The 19,244-nt window shown below is 67.6% G+C and carries 17 protein-coding genes; 8 read left to right on the top strand and 9 right to left on the bottom strand.

Annotation, left to right across the window (positions count from 1 at the left end; all coding sequences use genetic code 11):
- The first annotated feature begins 17 nt into the window (after window positions 1–17).
- The 3 genes from ACFK0J_RS06755 to ACFK0J_RS06765 are packed head-to-tail and all read left to right on the top strand — an operon-like array spanning window position 18 to window position 3,483.
- Window positions 18–842, top strand: a complete 825-nt coding sequence (locus ACFK0J_RS06755) for an acyl-CoA thioesterase (RefSeq protein ID WP_378737540.1) — start codon at window positions 18–20, stop codon at window positions 840–842.
- Window positions 842–2,233, top strand: a complete 1,392-nt coding sequence (locus ACFK0J_RS06760) for a hypothetical protein (RefSeq protein WP_378737542.1) — start codon at window positions 842–844, stop codon at window positions 2,231–2,233. The genes ACFK0J_RS06755 and ACFK0J_RS06760 overlap by 1 nt, the downstream gene beginning before the upstream one ends.
- On the top strand, window positions 2,230–3,483 hold the full coding sequence (locus tag ACFK0J_RS06765; protein ID WP_378737544.1) for a cytochrome P450: 1,254 nt from the start codon (window positions 2,230–2,232) through the stop codon (window positions 3,481–3,483). The genes ACFK0J_RS06760 and ACFK0J_RS06765 overlap by 4 nt, the downstream gene beginning before the upstream one ends.
- Before the next feature lie 60 nt (window positions 3,484–3,543).
- Here the strand turns inward: ACFK0J_RS06765 and ACFK0J_RS06770 are convergent, their stop codons facing one another.
- Window positions 3,544–5,076 (bottom strand): aldehyde dehydrogenase family protein, encoded by a 1,533-nt coding sequence (locus ACFK0J_RS06770; RefSeq protein ID WP_378742681.1) that lies wholly within the window; start codon window positions 5,074–5,076, stop codon window positions 3,544–3,546.
- Between the two features lie 145 nt (window positions 5,077–5,221).
- On the opposite strand from ACFK0J_RS06770, the gene ACFK0J_RS06775 reads away from it, so the two are divergent.
- Both ACFK0J_RS06775 and lat read left to right on the top strand, forming a co-directional pair.
- Window positions 5,222–5,674, top strand: coding sequence for an Lrp/AsnC family transcriptional regulator (locus tag ACFK0J_RS06775; RefSeq protein WP_150404358.1), 453 nt, complete (start codon window positions 5,222–5,224; stop codon window positions 5,672–5,674).
- A 64-nt stretch (window positions 5,675–5,738) separates the two neighbouring features.
- Window positions 5,739–7,073: an L-lysine 6-transaminase gene (lat, locus tag ACFK0J_RS06780; RefSeq protein WP_378737546.1), complete on the top strand. Its 1,335-nt coding sequence runs from the start codon at window positions 5,739–5,741 to the stop codon at window positions 7,071–7,073.
- Window positions 7,074–7,270: 197 nt separating this feature from the next.
- On the opposite strand, the gene ACFK0J_RS06785 is transcribed toward lat, so the two are convergent.
- Window positions 7,271–7,612 (bottom strand): hypothetical protein, encoded by a 342-nt coding sequence (locus tag ACFK0J_RS06785; protein ID WP_378737548.1) that lies wholly within the window; start codon window positions 7,610–7,612, stop codon window positions 7,271–7,273.
- Window positions 7,612–8,022: a DUF1707 domain-containing protein gene (locus ACFK0J_RS06790; protein ID WP_378737550.1), complete on the bottom strand. Its 411-nt coding sequence runs from the start codon at window positions 8,020–8,022 to the stop codon at window positions 7,612–7,614. Before ACFK0J_RS06790 ends, ACFK0J_RS06785 begins: the two co-directional genes overlap by 1 nt.
- A gap of 30 nt (window positions 8,023–8,052) precedes the next feature.
- Here ACFK0J_RS06790 and ACFK0J_RS06795 point away from each other — a divergent pair, with 30 nt between their 5' ends.
- Entirely contained in the window at window positions 8,053–9,594 is a 1,542-nt protein-coding gene (locus tag ACFK0J_RS06795; protein WP_378737552.1) for a serine/threonine-protein kinase, read from the top strand.
- 187 nt (window positions 9,595–9,781) lie between these two features.
- The gene (locus tag ACFK0J_RS06800; RefSeq protein ID WP_378737554.1) at window positions 9,782–11,530 is read left to right on the top strand and encodes a protein kinase; all 1,749 of its coding nucleotides are present in this window, start codon (window positions 9,782–9,784) and stop codon (window positions 11,528–11,530) included.
- Window positions 11,531–11,545: 15 nt separating this feature from the next.
- Here ACFK0J_RS06800 and ACFK0J_RS06805 read toward each other — a convergent pair whose 3' ends face one another.
- The 3 genes from ACFK0J_RS06805 to ACFK0J_RS06815 all read right to left on the bottom strand — a co-directional run bounded on the left by ACFK0J_RS06805 (window position 11,546) and on the right by ACFK0J_RS06815 (window position 15,457).
- The gene (locus tag ACFK0J_RS06805) at window positions 11,546–12,484 is read right to left on the bottom strand and encodes a patatin family protein (protein ID WP_378737555.1); all 939 of its coding nucleotides are present in this window, start codon (window positions 12,482–12,484) and stop codon (window positions 11,546–11,548) included.
- A 95-nt stretch (window positions 12,485–12,579) separates the two neighbouring features.
- A complete protein-coding gene (locus ACFK0J_RS06810) occupies window positions 12,580–14,382 on the bottom strand; it encodes an acetyl/propionyl/methylcrotonyl-CoA carboxylase subunit alpha (RefSeq protein WP_378737557.1) in 1,803 nt (600 codons plus the stop codon).
- Window positions 14,383–14,542: 160 nt separating this feature from the next.
- The gene (locus ACFK0J_RS06815) at window positions 14,543–15,457 is read right to left on the bottom strand and encodes a sulfurtransferase (protein WP_378737559.1); all 915 of its coding nucleotides are present in this window, start codon (window positions 15,455–15,457) and stop codon (window positions 14,543–14,545) included.
- A gap of 166 nt (window positions 15,458–15,623) precedes the next feature.
- Between ACFK0J_RS06815 and ACFK0J_RS06820 the strand changes: the two genes are divergently transcribed.
- Window positions 15,624–16,436, top strand: a complete 813-nt coding sequence (locus ACFK0J_RS06820) for a helix-turn-helix transcriptional regulator (RefSeq protein ID WP_378737561.1) — start codon at window positions 15,624–15,626, stop codon at window positions 16,434–16,436.
- Here ACFK0J_RS06820 and ACFK0J_RS06825 read toward each other — a convergent pair.
- The 3 genes from ACFK0J_RS06825 to ACFK0J_RS06835 all read right to left on the bottom strand — a co-directional run bounded on the left by ACFK0J_RS06825 (window position 16,362) and on the right by ACFK0J_RS06835 (window position 19,107).
- Window positions 16,362–16,997: a Maf family protein gene (locus ACFK0J_RS06825; RefSeq protein ID WP_378737563.1), complete on the bottom strand. Its 636-nt coding sequence runs from the start codon at window positions 16,995–16,997 to the stop codon at window positions 16,362–16,364. The genes ACFK0J_RS06820 and ACFK0J_RS06825 overlap by 75 nt on opposite strands.
- Window positions 16,994–17,305, bottom strand: coding sequence for an acyl-CoA carboxylase subunit epsilon (locus tag ACFK0J_RS06830; RefSeq protein ID WP_378737565.1), 312 nt, complete (start codon window positions 17,303–17,305; stop codon window positions 16,994–16,996). Before ACFK0J_RS06830 ends, ACFK0J_RS06825 begins: the two co-directional genes overlap by 4 nt.
- Window positions 17,306–17,466: 161 nt before the next feature.
- On the bottom strand, window positions 17,467–19,107 hold the full coding sequence (locus ACFK0J_RS06835; RefSeq protein ID WP_378737567.1) for an acyl-CoA carboxylase subunit beta: 1,641 nt from the start codon (window positions 19,105–19,107) through the stop codon (window positions 17,467–17,469).
- Between the last annotated feature and the right edge of the window lie 137 nt (window positions 19,108–19,244).

Raw genomic sequence — 19,244 nt, forward strand, 5'->3', positions numbered from 1 at the left:
AAGAGAAGGTTTGGCCCATGGTTGAGTTACTCGACGCAATGGCGGTGGAGCAGATCGACACGAACTTCTTTCGTGGCAAGTTGCGGCACCGCACCGCGCTGGTTCGGACATTCGGTGGCGAAGTTGCGGCGCGCGCCCTGGCAGCGGGGTCGTCCGGGATGCCGGCCAACTTCATCGTCCATTCGATACACGGCTACTTCGTCCGGTCGACCACCCCCGAGATTCCTATCGACTATCTGGTGGACACCGTCAAACACGGCCGGTCCTTCGTTGTTCGCCGGATCAGGGCGCTGCAGCACGGCCGGGAAACCTTCTTGATGGTCGCCTCGTTCCACATCGGCGATCGCGGCGTGCGGCACGCCGACGCGTGCCCGGCCGCACCCGACCCCGAAGAGTTGGTCCGGATCGGGCACAACGACGCGGGCAACGAATGGGAGGGCTGGGATATCCGCCGGGTGCCCGACCGGGCAACCGGCGGGGCGCACCAACAGGTTTGGCTGCGCTACACCCACGACCTGCCCGATGACGCCGTGACGCACAGTTGCGCGCTGACCTACGCCAGCGATATGACGCTGCTCGGCGCCGCCGTCGCGCTGCATCCCGGCATCGCCATCCAGACCGCCGCGCTGGACTATTCGATCTGGTTCATGCGGCCGTACCGAGTCGACGATTGGCTGCTGTACGACGAGATATCGCCGTCGGCCGAGGGCGGCCGGGCGTTCACCCAGGGCCGGATATTCAGTCGCAACGGTGAATTGGTGGCAATGGTCGCCCAGGAACGCATGCTGCGGTTGGCCGAACCCGGCTACGGCACCGGCTTGATCGAACGGGCGGCCTCCTGATGGCGCCGGTGTATGTCGGTCTAACCGACAAGGCATTTTTGCGCCTGCACCACGGCTACGGCGCACCGGTCATCAGCCAGACCGTCACGATCATGGCGAACCGGCTCACCGACGACCAGCTGAGCGAGATGTACGCGACGCTGCGATCCGGTCCGTTCATGCGGCGGGTGCACCGCCCCCGGGTGCCGTTCGCCCGATGGCGCTGGGTACTCGCGGACACCGCACTGCCGTTGAGCCTGGAGCACGCCGCGATCGACGACGCCGACGCACTGGCGTGGGCAAACGACCAAGCGCAGTATCCGCTCGATCCAGAACGCGGTTACGGGTGGCGGCTGTCCGCGGTACCAACCCGGTCCGGCGGCATGGTCTGCTCCTGCGTCGCCTCGCACGCCATCGCCGACGGTCACGCGGGACTGATGGCGGCCATCGGCCTGGTCCAGCCGGAACTCGCCACGACGGAGGGACTCGACGACGTAATCGATGTCCGCGCGGATCTCAAGGATGGCCTGCGCCGTGGTGCCACCGTTGCGCGCGAAGCGGTTTCGGAGGCGCGCCGGGCGGCCAAGGATCCATCCCATCGGGCGGCCCTGCGAAAGGCGCTGTCCCGCCGAGGCGCCGCGCACGCGGAGCCGACACCGCTCGGCTGGCGGGAGGGCTCGGTGATCGCGACGTTCGATGCGGCGCAATGGAAGGACATCGCCGCACAACGCGGCGGTACGCCGAACACGTTGTACCTGGCGCTTGTCGCCGATCTGCTGCGGCACTGCGGCCTCGTCGGCGAAGCCGACCCGTTGGTGCTGATGACCGCCGTACGTATCCTACGGGAGCAGGACCAGATCGATTCGAATTCCTTTGCCCGCGTGCCGATTGTGGTGCAACGGGAGTGGTTGGACCGGCTCGATCTCGCGCCGCTGCGCGCGGCCAGCAAGGCCGGATTCGGTTCCGTCCACGCGGTCGGTTCGGGCGGGATCTCCCGCCCACGCAACATGCCGCCCGAGCTGATCGACGTGCTGCCCGAGGGCGTGGTCGAACGGCTCGTCGACACCCCGCCCATCACCGTCGGCATGTGCTCCAACATGGGCGTCCTCGACCCCTTCCTGCCGACGGTGATGCGCCAGGGCGCGCAGCCGACGATGTTCGTGATGCGTGGTGTATTCCAGGGCATCGACACGGCGCGGGCGGCTGCGCAGCCGATCGCGCTGGCGACCTGGTTGTCGGAGTTCGACGGGAAGATCCAGTGGGTCCTGGAAAGTATCAAACCCGAGATGGCGCACACCGATGACGAACTGGGCTTCTTGGCCCGACTGGTCGCCGAGACCTGGGGATTGAAACCGCTCCAGATCAGCACTGGCGGCGGCATTACCAGCAAGACAGCCAGGGAGTTCTCATGACCAAGCCGCTGCTCAAACTCGGCACCGAATTCGTCTACGACCCGCACCCGGTGTACGACGAACTGCGCAAGCAGGGCCCGATCCATCACGTCCTGCTGCCCAACGGCCTGACCGCCTGGCTGGTCGTCGACTACCGGCTCGCCCGTGAGGTGCTCGCCGACGACCGGATCAAGAAGAGCGCTGCGGGCCTCGCACCGATCACGACACGGCTGCGACCGGGGGACAGCTACACCTCGGTGAGCCAGGATCTGTGGGAACACATGCTCAGTTCCGATCCACCGGACCACACCCGCCTGCGCAGGCTCGTCACCAAGGGGTTCACCGCGCGAACCGTGGAGCTACTGCATCCGCGGATCGATGCGCTGGCGGATCAGTTGCTCGACGACATGGCCGACAAGTCCGAGGTGGACTTGATCGCCGACTACGCGCTGCCGATCCCGATGACGGTCATCTGTGAACTGTTCGGGGTGCCGGAAGCCGACCGGGCGCGGTTCCGTGAGCTGTCCACCACGATGACGGCCTCGTCAGCCGAGAACGCCGAAGATCAAGAGGCGGCGGCGAATTCGCCGTTCTACGCCACGGCGGCCGAGCGTGGCGCCGCGAGCGTCGAGCTGGCCACCTATCTGATCGGGCTGATCGCGGAGCGTTCGAAGGACCTCGGCGATGATCTGCTGTCCCAGCTGATCATGGCGAACCACGAGGGCGACAAGCTCAGCGACCGGGAACTCATCGCGATGTTGTTCCTGATCCTGGTGGCCGGTCATGAAACCACGGTGAACCTCATCGGCAACGGCCTCTACGCGATGCTGCGCGACCGGGTGCTGTACGAGAACCTCACCCAGGCGCCGGACCGGATTCCCGCGGCGATCGAGGAGTTCCTCCGGCACGAGGGACCCGTCCATCTGGCCACCCTGCGGTACACCGCCGAGCCGGTCACCTTGGCGGGCATCGACATTCCGGCCGAGGAACTGGTGTCGGTGTCGCTGGCCGCGGCCGACCACGACCCGAGCCAGTTCGAGCACCCGGACACCATCGAGATCGGGCAGACCGGCAAGAGCAAGGGCGGGCACCTCGCCTTCGGGCACGGTATCCACTACTGCGTGGGTGCGCCGCTGGCGCGCCTGGAGGCGAAGGTCGCGTTCGAGAAGATCCTGGCCCGCTATCCGAACATGAAAATGGCCGGTGACGTGCAGTGGCGACCGAGTACGTTCCTGCGCGGTCTGCAAACATTGCCGATCGTGATCGACTGACCGCGCGGTAGCCCAGATCAGTCGGCCGATGTCGACCGGCTGACCTGGGCGCTAGCGGTCTCAGCCGAACTTGATGCCCTGGGCCAGTGGCAGTTCGGCGGAGTAGTTGATCGTGTTGGTGGCCCGGCGCATGTACGCCTTCCAGGAATCCGAACCGGATTCGCGGCCGCCACCGGTCTGCTTCTCCCCGCCGAACGCACCGCCGATCTCGGCGCCGGAGGTACCGATATTGACGTTGGCGATGCCGCAATCGGAGCCGTCCGCGGCGAGGAAGCGTTCGGCCTCCCGCTGGTCGGTGGTGAAGACCGCCGACGAAAGACCTTGCGGCACTTCGTTGTGGATGGCGATCGCGTTCTCGAACTCGTGATAGGTCAGCACGTACAGGATCGGCGCGAACGTCTCTTCGCGCACCACCGCGGTCTGCGCGGGCATCCGCACGATCGCCGGGCGTACGTAGTACGCGTCATCGCCGAAGCCGTCGACTCGCTCACCGCCGCAGATCAATTCGCCGCCGTCGGCGAGCGCCTTGTCCAGCGCGGCCCGCATACCGGCATAGGCCCGTCCGTCGATCAGCGGGCCGACCAGCACCCCGTCTTCGAGCGGATTGCCGACGCGCAGTTGCTGATACGCGCTCTCGATCCGTTCGATCAGCGGCCCGACCACATCGGCGTGCACGATCAGCCGCCGCAGCGTGGTACACCGCTGCCCGGCCGTGCCCGCCGCGGCGAACACGATGCCGCGCGCCGCCAGCTCCAAATCAGCTGAGGGCGTGACGATCGCGCCGTTGTTCCCACCCAGCTCCAGCAGGCAGCGACCGAATCGCTCGGCCACCCGCGGCGCGACGATCCGACCCATCCGCACCGAGCCGGTCGCACTCACCAGCGCCACCCGTTCGTCGTCCACCAGCCGCGAGCCGACCTCGGCCGCGCCCTGAATCAGTTGGTGCACTTCGGGATCCGCGCCGACCTCGGTCGCGGCGCGGCGCAGCAGGGTGTGGCAGGCCAGCGCGGTCAGCGGCGTCGTCTCCGACGGCTTCCACACCACCGTGTCGCCGCAGACCAGCGCGATCGCGGTGTTCCATGCCCACACGGCCACCGGGAAGTTGAACGCCGAGATGACGCCGACCACGCCGAGCGGATGCCAGGTCTCCATCAGCCGGTGCCCCGGCCGTTCCGAGGGCATCGTCTGCCCGTACAGCTGCCGGGAGAGGCCGATCGCGAACTCGCAGACGTCGATCATCTCCTGCACCTCGCCCGCGGCCTCGGCGCCGATCTTGCCCGCCTCCAGCGTCACCAGCTCGGCCAGCACACTCTTGTGCGTGGTGAGCAGCTCGGCCAGCCGGCGCACCACCGCGGCGCGGACCGGTGCGGGCACCGTGCGCCAGGCGCCGAACGCCGTGGCCGCGCGGTCGATCGCGGCATCGACCTCGTCCAGCGAGCTGGAACGCAGGGTCATGAGCTGCCCGCCGGTGATCGGACTGCGGGCGGGCAGGTCGCCGGGTTCGGGGGATTCGACGCCGAGTCCGCGCAACACCGCTGCCGCGCGCTCCGCCAGTTCCCGGGTGGTCTGATCGCCGGGTGCGGCCTCGCGCATCCGCGACTCGCCAGCGCTCTGTACATCTGTCATCTGTTGCTCCGCCGTACCTTTCGGCCGCATTGCGGCGTAGTTGTCCCATGTCTTGGGAGGATCGGGGTGAGGTTTCTGCCACGAGCCGGGTCGCCTGGGTTAGCCTTCGCTGATGGCGGATACACCTGCACGACCTGCGCTCGACGACATTGATCGCCTGCTGATTCGGGAATTGATGGCCGATGGACGCGCCACGTTGTCGAACCTGGCCGAGAAGGCGAGCCTGTCGGTGTCCGCCGTGCAGTCGCGGGTGCGCAGGCTGGAAGCACGCGGGGTGATCCGCGGATATACGGCGCACGTCGACCCCGAGGCGCTCGGCCAGCTGTTGTCGGCATTCGTCGCGATCACTCCTCTCGACCCGTCGCAGCCCGATGACGCTCCGGCAGTGTTGCAGCACATCCCCGGGATCGAGGCGTGCCACTCGGTGGCAGGCGACGAGAGCTACATGCTGTTGGTCCGGGTGGCCTCGCCGCGGCACCTCGAGCAGCTGCTGCAGGAGATCAGAGCGACCGCCAACGTCAGGACCCGAAGCACCATCATCTTGCAGACATTCTATGACAGGTAGCCGTTACGTGTAATTAATCCGCTTTCCTGTACAGATACCGTAAATTTTGCGTACCCTCGGTGGCGTGACCATCGAACTGGAACGCACCCGCCCGGCGGTCACCCCCGCCGCCCGGGTGCACGAGATCTTGTCGGCCAGCATCCTTGCCGATGGCTTCGATTTGGTGCTGGACCTACGACAATCCCGCGGGTGCAAGCTCGTCGACGAACGCGACGGCAGCACCTACCTGGACATGTTCGGCTTCTTCGCGTCCAACGCATTGGGGATGAACCACCCCGCGTTGGCCGAGGACGCCACCTTCCGGGACGAGCTGGTGACCGCCGCGCTCAACAAGCCGAGCAACTCCGACATCTATACCGTGGAGATGGCGCGGTTCGTCGAGACGTTCGTGCGGGTGCTCGGCGACCCGCGGCTCCCGCACCTGTTCTTCATCGACGGCGGCGGGCTCGCCGTGGAGAACGCGCTCAAGATCGCGTTCGACTGGAAGAGCAGGCACAACGAAAGCAACGGCCGCGCACCGGAGCTCGGCACCAAGGTGCTGCACCTGACCGGCGCGTTCCACGGCCGCACCGGCTACACGATGTCGCTGACCAACACCGACCCGGTGAAGACCGCCCGGTTCCCCAAGTTCGACTGGCCGCGTATCGACGCGCCCTTCCTGTCCGACGACCACGACATCGCCCAGGCGGAAGCCGAGGCGCTGGACCAGGCTCGGCGCGCATTCGCCGAAAACCCGCACGACATAGCGTGTTTCATCGCCGAGCCGATTCAGGGCGAGGGCGGCGACCGCCACCTGCGGCCGGAGTTCCTGCAGGCGATGCAGCGGCTCTGTCACGAGAACGACGCGCTGTTCGTGCTCGACGAGGTGCAGACCGGTGTCGGCATGACCGGAACCACGTGGGCCTACCAGCAACTGGGGCTGGAGCCGGACATCATCGCGTTCGGCAAGAAGACCCAGGTGTGCGGCGTGATGGCGGGCGGGCGGGTCGACGAGGTGCCCGACAACGTCTTCGTGGTCAACTCCCGGATCAACTCGACCTGGGGCGGCAACCTCACCGACATGGTGCGCGTCCGGCGCATCCTCGAGGTGCTCGAGCAGGATTCGCTCATCGAACGGTCCCGGGCACTCGGTGCACACCTGCTGGAGCGGCTGCGGACACTGGCCGCACAGCATCCGAGCGTCAGCGAGCCGCGCGGCCGCGGGCTGATGTGCGCGATCACCGTGTCCTCGGCGCAGCTGCGCGACGACGTGCTCACCGCGTTGCGCGAGCGTGAGCACGTGCTGATCCTCGGCACCGGCGACCGGGGCATCCGCTTCCGGCCGCCGCTGACCGTCACCACCGCCGAGCTGGATGCCGCGGTCGACGCGCTGGACCGGGTGCTGGCCGGCTTCGAGTAGTGCCGCACGGATTGTTTCCGGCATTCCGCTGTTGATCGCGGCGGAATGTCGGCGACGCCTCGCGAACCCGCCCGTCGCGCGCCGCGCTGTGTCGGCCGCTGCGCACCTAGTCGTCGCGCTGCGTGCGCGATTGCTGGTGATTCTGCGCGCGTCTCGCAAGGACGTGCGCGGGAGGGCTGGTACCGAGCTGACGGGAGTCAGGGGGTGGGGTGCAGGCCCAGGGCACCGGTGACGAATCTGCGGATAGTTGTCAGGCCCGCGTCCAGTGCGGGTTCGTATCCTTCGCGTGCCCAGCCGGTGAGTTCGGCGGTGCCGTCGTCGGCGGGCGTCGCGCCGACCTCGGCGACCATCTCCGCGGTCGTCGGTTCGCAGACCGCCCAGGAGAAGTGCGTTTCGTCCGCCCAGCCCGCGGTGCGCAGCGCGACGTAATCGGGGTCGGTGATGCCGCCGGCCGCCAGTGCCGGGCGGTCATCGATGCGGTCGTCGGCGCGTAATGCGCGCAGATACCAAGTGCCCGCGTTGATTTCGATCGGTTCCATCAGTGCCTGCGCTCCTCGCGACCGTGCCCATGCCAGTTCCCGTGCCCGCCATGCCTTCCGCCGAAGAGCAAGGCGCCCATCAGCGGAATCGCCAGGAACCACAGCCAGCTGCCGGTGGTGAAGAACAGGATGACCGCGAGAATCGGGGTCACCGCCATGATCCGTTCCGGCCACTCCGAAAGGAAGCCGGACGCCGATTTGGCAGGCGCCGCCACGGCTTTGGCGACCGGTTCGGGCAGATCCGTGAAAACCTTCGCCACATCGCCGCGCGTGACGGCCGCCGCGATCACCGCGCTGCGCTCGTCGAATTCCGCGACGCTGAGCCGCCCGGCTGCGAAATGATCGGACAGTCGCCGCATCGCTTCCTCGCGCTCTGCGGTGCCGATACGAATTTCGGGTAGCTCCTCCATGAGGAAGAGGCTAGCGGGAGGTACAACGCCATGGGTGAGACGTGGTTCGGCCACTATCGCCTCGATCGGTTGCTCGGCAGCGGCGGAACGGGCCAGGTATGGCTCGCGCACGACACAGCCACCGATCGGGATGTCGCACTCAAGGTGCTTTCCGTCATGTGGGCCACCGACCCGACGTATCGGCAGCGGTTCACCAGGGAGGCACGGCTGGCGGCCCAGGTGCGCGGTCCGCACCTCGTGCCGATCCACGCGTTCGGCGAACTCGACGGCCGCCTCTACCTCGACATGGAGTTCATCGAGGGCACCGACGTCGGCGCGGTGCTCCAGCGGGAGGGGCCGATGTCGCCCGCGCGGGCGGTGCGGATCTGTGTGCAGGTGGCGTCGGCGCTCGACGCCGCCCATCGCGCCGGGCTGGTGCATCGCGACGTCAAACCGTCCAACATCATGCTCGGCCCGGGCGGCCTGGTCCATCTGATCGACTTCGGTACCGCCCACCGGATCGATCAGCCCGCGATCACCACCAGCAGCCACGTGGTCGGCACCCTGGCCTATATGGCGCCGGAGCGCTTCCAGGGTGCCGGCGACGCCCGCTCCGACCAATACGCCCTCGCCTGCGTGCTCTACGAATGCCTGACCGCTCGAAGGCCTTTCGGCGACACCGACCCGACGCAGGCCCTAGTCGCCCACTTGATGACCGACCCGCCGAAAGCCGCCGATCTGAATCACACTGTGCCAGCGGAATTGGATGCCGTGATCGCCCGCGGTATGGCCAAGGAGCCCGCCCAACGCTGGTCCAGCGCAGGCGAATTGGCCTCTGCCGCATACGCCGCGGTGACCGGATGGGATGCGACGACGGTGGAAACCGCCGCGGCCACAATACGGGCCACATCCATACTGCCCCAGCCATTCCCGTCAGGAGGACCACGACTGACCGAACGACCGGGATCGGCTGCCGACCAGGGCCGGGTGGCGTGGCCGGAAACCGAACGCACGCAGGCACATGCGAGCACACCCCAGGAAGTAGAGGTCCGGCCGGGCGGCGGAGTGGGACCGCACGCCCCGGCCGTTTCGGCACAGCCGACCGGGACGGCGGCAGCGCAGCCAGCGGAGGGTGCACCGCACGAGACAAGGGTCAGGATTGCGGTCGCTGCCCTGTTCGCCCTGTTCGCGGCGGTGGGCGTGGCGCTGTGGCTGGGGCAACCCGGGGGGTCCGAAACCGATTCCGCCGCACCCATACCCGTCCCGACCACTACGTCCGCTGTGCCGTCACCCGCACCTACGTCGGCGCCGACGAGCACACCTCCGCCCGAGCCCGCGCACACCCCTGCTCCGGCTGCCGCCCCACCGCCGATCGCCACCATCCCGGTGGCTTGGCAGCCGTGCGATCCCGCGGTCGATGCCAACGCACACGCCCGAGACGGCACGCCCCTCCGATGCGTCCCCACTGTAGGCCGCCTGGCGAATTGGATCCCCACCCCACCGGTATCCGACAAACCCAAGCAGGACAACGACAAATCCGGCCACGGAAACGGCCACGACAAGCCGGACAAGCCCGCCAAGCCCAATAAGTAGCCCCTGCCGTGCGACTCACCCGGCTCGTGGGTGTGTTGTTGAGGACACACTGGCCGGGGGTGGGGGGTGCGGTTAGGCTGCGAAGGAGGTTGGGTTCTCTGGTGTTCGCGGTGTGAGCTGGTCTTTCGGTGATGCCGCGGGTGGTCGGGCCGAGCCTGGACAAGTCGACGGTGACTGGAGGTTCGCGATGGGGGAGGTGCGATTCGGAGGGTATCGGCTGGAGCGGTTGCTCGGCAGGGGCGGGATGGGGCAGGTCTGGCTGGCTTATGACAGTGCGGGCGCGCGGTGGGTGGCGTTGAAGCTCTTACCGACTGAGCTCGCGGCGGATGCGGGGTATCGCAGGCGGTTCGAGCGCGAAGCCGAAGTTGTGACCAGGTTGCGTGATCCGCATATCCCGCGGATCCATCGGTTCGGGGAGATCGATGGGCGGCTGTTCATTGATATGGAATTCGTCGAAGGTCAGGATCTGGCGAGCATGATCGCCGCCGGGGCGCTGGGTCCGGCCGCGGCTGTCGGCATCGTCGGGCAGGTCGCCGCGGCGCTCGAGGTGGCGCATCGCGCCGGATTGGTGCACCGGGACGTCAAGCCGTCCAATATTGTTGTGCACGCCAGTGGCTTCGCTTACCTGATCGACTTCGGCATCGCACACGGCATCGGGCAGACCGCGGTCACCACCACCGGACTGGCGATCGGCACCTTGGCCTACATGGCACCGGAACGATTCACCGGCAAGGCGGACGCCCGCTCCGACGTCTACTCCCTCGCCTGCGTCCTCTACGAATGTCTGACCGGTGCCCGCCCCTACGGCGACACCGACCCCGCCCAGCAGATGCACGCCCACCTGATGACCGACCCACCCCGCGCCGCACTCCGCAACGCCGCGGTCCCGCCCGCCCTGGACGCCGTCATCGCCCGCGCCATGGCTAAGTCCCCCGCCGACCGCTATTCCACCGCAGGCGATTTCGCCACCGCCGCCAACGCCGCGATCGGCATCCGACCAGTCTCGCCACCGCCTCCAGCGAAATCGCCTGCGCCGACAAAGGTTCTGCCGGAACCGGGCCCGTCACCTACTCGGGTGCAGACCCGACTCGACGTACCGGTCGTGCCGCCTTCGAGACATGTGCTGCCGCAGTCGAAGCCGGGAGTCGTGGTTCCGCGGGTCAATCCTGCGGTGCGGCATGCGCGTCCGGATGGGGTGGCGCTCCGGCCGGTGGTCCCGCGGTCGCCCTACCCCGTCGGCTACGGGCGGCGAGTGTTTCCGAAACCGGCGAAACCGCCGAAGTATCAGAAGTATTCGCGGGCTCGTCGGCGACCACCGGTGGTGCCCGCGGTGCGGCCGAGGCGCAAGCGCGGCGGTGTGTTGTCCAAGGTGATCGGGGCTTTGGTCGTCGTCTTTCTGACCCCGTTCATGCTGGCGGCGGGGTGCCTCGCGCTGCTGGCCTCGGGCAGCAGGATGGGGGATTCCGGCGGGACAGGTGCGCCACCGCCCACGGCGATGGCCGAGGAGAATCCGGCGCCACCACCGGACCGACCCCAACCGGCGGTGCAGGCAGGCGCCGGAACTCCGGTGCGGGACGGCAAATTCGAGTTCGTGGTGACCGATGTCGATACCGGCGTGCCCAGGGTCGGCCTCCAGGTCGCGGCGGGTTCGTTCGTGATCGTCACGCTCGCGGTCCGCAACATCTCCGACGAGTCGAAATGGTTCCTCCCACTCGGGCAGCGCCTGTTCGACGCGCAGGGCACCCCGTTCGACCACAATGCCACCGCCACCATGTGGCAGGTCGCCCAGCAGCGCTACGGCTATTCCTTCGAATTGCCCCCCGGCGAGTCCGCGACCACCCAACTGGTCTTCGACGTCCCGCCGGAAACCACTCCCGACCATCTCGAACTACACGACTTCATGCTCTCCAACGGTGTCGCCGTCCAGCTGGATTAGCCCGCCCCGACGAGGTCAGGCGACGCGGGCCGTGTCGGAGAGTGCCGTGTGGACCGCGTGGCGGCCGATATCGAGGGCTTCGGCGAGCAGGGCAGTGTCGCGGGCGGCGCTGTCGATGTCGGGGGAACCGGCAGGCGGGTGGATTTGCAGAACGCTGTCGCCGAGATCGGCCAGGGCGCGGTCTTCGATCGCCTGCTGGAGGGGGCGTTGCAGCCAAGCACGGTAGGCGCCGGGAGCGGCGACGCGCAGATAACCGCCGCCGACGACGCGGTGCAGGCGGGACGCGGGCGGTCGCTGTTCGTCGATGCGGCGGGTACGCAGGACCAGGGCGTGGGTGGCGCCGTCGCGGGCCGCGGTGCGGATGGGCACGGTTTCGGCCAGGCCGCCGTCGAAGTAATGCGAACCGCCGAGCGGGACCGGTGGACCGGCGAGGATGGGCAGGCCCGCGGAGGCGCGCAGCGCGCCTAACAGTGTGCGTTTGTCGACGATGTGCGGGTGCAGGTCGACCGCGCGGCCGGTGCGGATGTCGGTGGCGATGGGATGAAAGGTGGTGGGATTGGCCAGGATCGCCGGGAAATCCATCGGCTCGATGCCGTCGTAGACCTGGTGCACCAGGTAGTGCAAGTCGAACGCGGGTCGCCCGCGCAGTAACCGGGTCGGGTCGATGGCGCGGCGCATGATCGCCGGATCGGTCCAGGAACGCATGCCGGCCACCGCACGGCCGCACAGCAGCCAGGCACCGTTGATCGCCCCCGCGGAGGTCCCGTAGACGGCATCGAATACCGAGCCGAGACCCAGTTCCTCGAGGGCCGAGACCATGCCGCTGGAATACACGCCCCGGCTGCCGCCACCCTCGACGACGAGTACCAGCCGGTTCCCGTCGGCGCGGCTGCCCGCGGCGCGACGGGCGTGGATCACCGCAGCGACGGCGGACACGCTCGGCGTACTGGTCACCGGACCACGATACGACAGAGCGGGCGCGGACGTCATTGTCCAGCGCCCGCTCGAAACGGTGTTCGCCCTGCGTTTACGCGAGAACTACCACGGCCTTACTTGATCTCGGCGAGTACCGTGCCCTGGGTGATCGCGGCACCGGCCTCAACCGCCAGCCCGGTGACCACACCCGCCTTGTGCGCGTTGACCGGGTTCTCCATCTTCATCGCCTCGAGCACCACGATCAGGTCGCCCGCCTCGACGGACTGGCCTTCTTCGACCGCCACCTTCACCACGGTGCCCTGCATCGGCGCGGTGACCGCGTCACCGGAGGCCGCACCGGCGCCGGCGCCACCACGCTTGCGCGGCTTGGGCTTCTTGCGCACCACACCGGCGCCGTTGCCCGCGGCCGCGACGGCACCGCCGCCGAGGCTGAACTGGCCGGGCAGCGACACCTCGACGCGACGCCCGCCGACCTCGACGACCACCCTCTGCCGGGGCAGGTCCTCGTTCTCGTCGGCCGGTGCGCTGCCGGTGTACGGCTCGACGGTGTTCTTCCACTCGTTTTCGATCCACTTGGTGTAGACGTCGAACTTCTCGCCGTCACCGATGAACGCGGGATCCTCGACGATCGCCCGGTGGAACGGGATGACCGTGGCGAGCCCGTCGACCTCGAACTCGGCCAGCGCGCGGCGGGCGCGTTCGAGTGCCTGGGTGCGATTCTCGCCGGTGACGATTAGCTTGGCCAGCATCGAGTCGAACTGTCCGCCGATCACGCTGCCTGCCACCACACCGGAATCCACGCGCACGCCGGGGCCGCTGGGCTCCTTGTACACCGTCACCGGGCCGGGGGCGGGCAGGAAGCCACGCCCGGCGTCCTCGCCGTTGATACGGAATTCAAACGAGTGCCCCCGCGGGGTCGGGTCCTCGGTGATGGTCAGTTCCTCGCCGTTGGCGATGCGGAACTGCTGACGCACCAGGTCGATGCCCGCGGTTTCCTCGGTGACGGGGTGCTCGACCTGAAGGCGGGTGTTCACCTCGAGGAACGACACCGTCTCACCCTGGACCAGGTACTCCACCGTGCCCGCACCGTAGTAGCCGGCCTCCCGGCAGATCGCCTTGGCCGAGGCGTGGATCTTCGCGCGCACCTCGTCGGAGAGGAACGGCGCGGGGGCCTCCTCGACCAGCTTCTGGAACCGCCGCTGCAGCGAGCAGTCGCGGGTACCGGCGACCACCACGTTGCCGTGCTTGTCGGCGATGACCTGGGCCTCGACGTGGCGGGCCTTGTCCAGGTACTGCTCGACGAAGCACTCACCACGACCGAACGCCGCGACCGCCTCACGGGTGGCCGAGTCGAACAGCTCGGGGATCTCCTCGATGCTGTGGGCGACCTTCATCCCACGCCCGCCGCCACCGAAGGCGGCCTTGATCGCGACCGGCACACCGTATTCCTTGGCGAAGGCGACGACCTCGTCGGCGTTCTTCACCGGGTCCTTGGTACCCGCGGCCATCGGCGCCTTGGCGCGCTCGGCGATGTGCCGCGCGGTGACCTTGTCTCCGAGATCGCGGATCGACTGCGGCGAGGGCCCGATCCAGATCAGCCCCGCGTCCATCACCGCCTGGGCGAAGTCGGCGTTCTCGGACAGGAATCCGTAACCGGGGTGGATGGCGTCGGCGCCGGAACGGGCCGCGGCATCGAGGATCTTGTCGAACACCAGGTACGACTCGGCCGAAGTCTGGCCACCCAGCGCGAACGCCTCGTCGGCAAGCTTCACGAACGGCGCCTCGGCATCGGGCTCGGCGTAGACCGCGACGCTGCCGATGCCGGCGTCCTTGGCCGCCCGGATCACGCGCACGGCGATCTCGCCTCGGTTAGCTACGAGTACCTTCGTGATCCGTGCGCTGGCATGGCTGGGCACTGAGCCTCCTGTGTGAAATCTTTTGGTCGCCCCGTGGTCGACAAACTACGTCTCGGGCGAGTGTAGGCAGTCTGCCAACAGACGCCGAACTCGGCCACTCCTACTGGACAGTAGGTCATGCATCACACTCGGCCGGTGCGAGGTGAAAGCCGTGCGTGCGCTACTTGGCGCGAGCCCGGCGGCCGGTACCGACGGGCGCCGCACCGGGTTCAGTCCCCTTGGCGATCGGCATCCGCACCGAGTTGCCCCATTCGGTCCATGAACCGTCGTAGTTGCGCACGGTGTCGAACCCGAGCAGATAGGTGAGCACGAACCAGGTGTGGCTGGACCGCTCGCCGACCCGGCTGTAGACCACCAGCTCGTCCTCGACGGCCAGGGCTCGGTAGATCGCGTCCAGTTCGGCGCGCGAGCGAAACCGGCCGTCGTTGTTGAACGCCTCGGTCCACGGAATGTTCACCGCGGTGGGGATGTGCCCGCCGCGCAGCGCGGCGTCCTCCGGGTTGATCGGCGGCTGGATGAGCTCGCCGGAGTACTCCTCGGGCGAGCGCACATCGATCAGCGGCTTGCCCAGGTGGGCGAGCACGTCTTCACGGAACGCGCGCACGCTGCTGTCGTCGCGGGTGACGGCGGGATAGTCGCTCGGGGTGATGGGCGGGACGTCGAAGGTGGTGTCGCGTTCCTCGGAAATCCAGGCGCCCCGGCCGCCGTCCAGCAACCGCACATCGACGTGTCCGAACAAAGTGAAGACCCACAATGTGTGTGCCGCCTGCGCGTTGCCCCGGTCACCGTAGATCACCACGGTATCGTCTCGCTCGATTCCCTTGGCGCGCATCAACTCGGTGAATCGGGCACCGTCGATGTAGTCACGGGTGACCGGATCGTTCAGATCGCCCCGCCAGTCGATCTTGATAGCGCCAGGAACATGTCCGATGTCATAAAGCAATATGTCCTCGTTGGACTCGACGATCTTGAGTCCCGAGGTGCCGATGTTTGCCGACAGCCACTCCGTGGTTACTAGTCGGTGAGGATGTGCGTAAGAACCGAATGAGGGATGTGGGTCCGGAGCAGCGGGCACGATGTGGGTCCTTCACGCGTGGTAGACGGTGGTTTCAGCGGTTCGGGTCTCACAGCGATGGTATGTGTGAGGCGTTAACGACTCTCGTTTCAGATCACAAATCGGCTGAAGTAGCGAATAAATTGCACCTACATCCGATAAAGTCTCCCGGGAGGAGGGGTGAGCTATGTCCGATTCTTGGCCGCGGCGGCGACTGCTCGCGATCCTACGTGGCGCCAGCGAGCCTCTCGACGCCCAGGAACTGGCCAGAATCACCGGACAACACGTCACCACGGTTCGGTTTCATCTGGACGTGCTCACGAGGGAATCCCTGGTGCGCCAATTTCAGCAACCGCCGCGGGGTCGCGGTCGTCCGCGCATCGGATACAGCGCGGTGCAGCGATCGGTCGGCTACCAGGAACTCGCGCAGGTGCTGGCCGACCAGCTCGGCCCGGATCCGCGCCGGCGCTCCGAGGCGGCCATCGCGGCGGGCCGGGCCTGGGGCGCGAAGCTGGACGCCGGTGACCACCGGGTCGAATCCCTGGAGGACGCCAAAGACGTCACCATGACGCTGCTTTCGGAGCTCGGCTTCGCACCGGAACGCGACCCGAACACCGAGACCAATGAGCAGGCACTGATCCGGTTGACCGCCTGCCCGCTGCGAGAACTCGCGCGCACGCACTCCGAAGTGGTCTGCGGCGTACATCTGGGACTGATCAAAGAGGTGCTGGACCGCAACGGCGCGCGCGGGGAGGTGAACGTGCGGCTGCATCCGTTCGTGGAGCCGGAACTGTGCGTGGTCCGGCTGGAGATGTTGGCGCGGCGGGAGCAGGAGATGCGTCGCGAACCGGAGACCCGCGAGGTCGCCACGGTACCCGCGGTCGGCGGCGACGCGAGCGCGTCGGAGCCGCTGATCGCACCCCCATCAGCCGGGCGTGTGGCCCCACAGCTGCGTAACGGCGACCCCAACGTCGCCAAGCAGTCGGCGCAGCAGTGGTAGCCCGATGCCGATCACGCTCGACGGATCGCCGTCGATGCGGTCGACGAACCAGCCGCCGAGACCGTCGAGGGTGAACGCGCCCGCCACCTGCAGCGGCTCGCCGGTGGCGATGTAGGCGTCCAGCTCATCCGGTTCGGGCTTGGCGAAATGCACTGTGGTGGAACTGCAGTCGACGGCTTCGGCGGTGATCCGGCCGTCCTGTAGCCGGAGGACGCAATGCCCGGTCACCAGATCGGCGCTGCGCCCGGTCATTTCGCCCCAGCGGGCCCGGGCGACCTCGGCGGTGTGCGGCTTGCCCTGCAGCTCGCCGTCCACCAGCAGCATCGAATCACAGCCGACGACAACACAATCGGCGCCGAATTCGGGAATGGTCGCGGCAACCGCCGCGGCTTTGGCCTTGGCCAGCTCGACGACGACAACCTCGGGTGGGGTGCCGTCGGGTAGCGCCGCCGCGACCGCGTCCTCGTCGACATCGGAGACCCGGACGATCGGATCGATGCCCGCCGACCGGAGAACTTCCCGGCGAGCGGGGGACGCGGAGGCGAGAACGAGCTTGGTCACCCGCGCAGGTGCGACAGCTGCGGGAAGGCGTAGGGGGAGAACGGTGAGGTGCCCCGGTGCATGAACGTGGGGCGGCCCCACATGTCCGCCGGCCCGGTCGGGCCGGCCGTGCCGCTGTTCGCGGCGGCGGACAACACGCAGACCAGTGCCGCCAGCTCCTCGTCGCTCGGGTTGCCCTTCACGACGCGAAACAGCGGCTCGGTTGCCGCGGGTGCGGCCGTACCGGCGTCCCCCGCCGACTCGACCTCATTGGCGATGAGGTCCAGTTCAGCGGCGGTCAATACATCTTCTTCTGCCACGGTCGTCACAGTGCCAGATCCTCTCTTTGCCTGATCAGGCGTGTTCCCATAGTCGAGATAAGCATATGGATGATGCGATCATCCTCGGATCCACTCATTGCGTCTCTGCAACCAGTGTGCGCGGCCTCCCGAGGGTATCGCTTGTCCCGAGCCGCATGTTGCGGTCCGAATCACAGCGGGATGTTGCCGTGCTTCTTCGGCGGCAGGGTTACCATCTTGCGCTCGAGCAGGCGCAGCGCCGAGACGATCTGGCCGCGGGTGTGCGAGGGCGGAATGACCGCGTCCACATAACCGCGCTCGGCGGCGATGTAGGGGTTGACCAAGGTGTCCTCGTACTCGTTCTGCAGCTCGAGACGCAGCGCATCGACGTCGGCGCCGCTCTGCGCGGCCTCTTGCAACTGCTTGCGGTAGACGAACCCGACGGCGCCGGAAGCACCCATCACCGCGATCTGCGCGGTCGGCCAGGCCAGGTTCACATCGGCGCCCATGTGCTTGGAACCCATGACGTCGTAAGCGCCGCCGTAGGCCTTGCGCGTGATGATCGTGATTTTTCCCACAGTGGCCTCGCCGTAGGCGTACAGCAGCTTCGCGCCACGCCGGATGATGCCGTTGTATTCCTGGCCGGTGCCGGGCAGGAAGCCGGGCACGTCCACCAGGGTGATGATCGGGATGTTGAACGCGTCGCAGGTGCGCACGAACCGGGCCGCCTTCTCCGAGGCGTCGATGTCGAGGCAACCCGCGAACTGGGTCGGCTGGTTGGCCACGATGCCGACGCTGCGGCCGTCGATCCGGCCGAAGCCGATGATGATGTTCATCGCGCGCTCGGCCTGCACCTCGAGGAATTCGTCGTCGTCGAGCAGGCGACGGATCACCTCGTGCATGTCGTACGGCTGGTTCGGCGAATCCGGGATGATCGAGTCCAGCTCGAGATCTTCCTCGGTGAGCGAGTCCTCGATGGCGCCGTCGATCGGGTCGGAAGCGGGGAAGCGCGGCGCCTCGGCGCGGTTGTTGCTCGGCAGGTAGGACAGCAGGTCCTTGACGTAGTCGAGCGCGTCCTGTTCACCGGAGGCGACGTAGTGCGCGACACCGGATTTCACCATGTGCGTGTGCGCGCCGCCGAGGTCCTCCATGGTGACGTCCTCGCCGGTGACCGTCTTGATGACGTCGGGTCCGGTGACGAACATCTGGCTGGTCCCGTCGACCATCACCACGAAGTCGGTGAGCGCGGGGGAGTACACGTGCCCGCCCGCGGCCGGACCCATGATCAGCGAGATCTGCGGGATCACCCCGGAGGCCTGGATGTTGCGGTGGAAGATCTCGCCGTAGAGGCCGAGCGAGACGACACCCTCCTGGATGCGCGCGCCGGCGCCCTCGTTGATGCCGACCAGCGGGCGGCCGGTCTTCAGCGCCAGATCCATCACCTTGACGATCTTCTCGCCGTAGACCTCACCGAGGCTGCCGCCGAACACGGTGACGTCCTGGCTGAAGATGCAGATGTCGCGGCCGTCGATGGTGCCGTACCCGGTCACCACGCCGTCGCCGAGCGGCCGATTCTTGTCCAGACCGAAATTCACGCTGCGATGCCGGGCCAGTGCGTCGAGTTCGACGAAGGAGCCCTCGTCCAGCAGTGCCAGGATGCGCTCGCGGGCCGTCATCTTGCCCTTGGCGTGCACCTTGTCGACCGCGGCCTCACCCATCGGGTGCTTGGCCTCTTCCAGCCGATTCCGCAGGTCAGCCAGCTTCCCGGCGGTGGTGTGGATGTCGGGGGCGCCCGCCGGATCTTGCGCGGACTGCTGCTGGACACTCGTCATGGCTCCGGAGTGTAACGAGTGGCAGTGCATCGCTCTAACCGAGTACGGCTTACCGGCGGGTAGAAAAGCGCAGCTAGATCATGTTCTGGCCGAAAAGTTCCAGGTGGTTCGGCGCGTTCGGGTCATAGAAAATCGGT

This window comes from Nocardia brasiliensis (assembly GCF_042691675.1).
In the GTDB taxonomy this organism is placed as follows: Bacteria; Actinomycetota; Actinomycetes; order Mycobacteriales; family Mycobacteriaceae; genus Nocardia; species Nocardia brasiliensis_D.